Below are 887 nucleotides of genomic sequence, written 5' to 3'. Positions count from 1 at the left end.
AATAGATTAACCTCAAACTTCTAATTCTTATAAATAATGAAAAACACCCAACTTATCTAGCACATCTAAAGACAATTGTTTACGTAGAGCAATATCATCACCAGCTTTCATTTGCATATTTAAAGCAAATGCCACCACTTGCCCATCTGCCTTTTCAACAAAACCCACATACCAACCCACTTGCGGGTCTACAGCCATTCCCCAGCCACTTTTAGCATATAGACGATTCTCCCCTCTGCGCTCTACATACAACATCTCTTTCACTTGTTGCTGAACTTCAGGTTTAAAAGGCAATTGCCCTTGGGCTAAATCATACACAAACTTTACTTCTTGTATAGGTGTAATTGTCAAAGGCCCTTTCAACCAAAATTGATCAACTTCCGTGCCTATTTGCATATTGCCATAACCAATACGTTGCAATTCACTTTGCATTAAGCTTGGACCAATACGACGTGCCAATTCTTGATATACAGGCACTGTAGATGCTTGCATGGCTTCGCCCAAAGTAAAATCTTTGTCCCATGCTTTAAAAAAACGTGGCTTTCCATCCCACTTAAATATTTCTGTAGATGTTGCTTTATGATTTTCTAAACCAATTAGTGCATTGGCAATTTTAAATGTAGATGCAGGAATATAAGCTGTTTTTGCTCGGTCTAAATGCGTGCCATATTTTTTAATATTTTGACCATCATATGTGACAAACACAGCATCAGCTGAGATTTCATTAAAAAGCGCTTGAACATTCTGATCGATGATTGAGTTATTCACTTGTGGAATTGTACTTGTTTTTGCTCGACTCATACTATGCTCAGCACAAGCCCCAATACTTATGCTTAAGCAAACTAAACTCAATATTTTTAATAATTTCATGATATACAACTTTAAAA

1 protein-coding gene is annotated in these 887 nt (G+C 36.6%); it reads right to left on the bottom strand.

What is annotated here, in order from left to right:
- Positions 1-27: 27 nt before the first annotated feature.
- On the bottom strand, positions 28-870 hold the full coding sequence (locus tag C9E89_RS22895) for a carbapenem-hydrolyzing class D beta-lactamase OXA-58 (protein ID WP_002002480.1): 843 nt from the start codon (positions 868-870) through the stop codon (positions 28-30).
- Positions 871-887: the final 17 nt, after the last annotated feature.

This window comes from Acinetobacter sichuanensis (assembly GCF_003024515.2).
Lineage (GTDB): Bacteria > Pseudomonadota > Gammaproteobacteria > Pseudomonadales > Moraxellaceae > Acinetobacter > Acinetobacter sichuanensis.
Note: the sequence above shows the minus strand (reverse complement) of the source record. Positions and strands in the feature narration are given on the sequence as shown.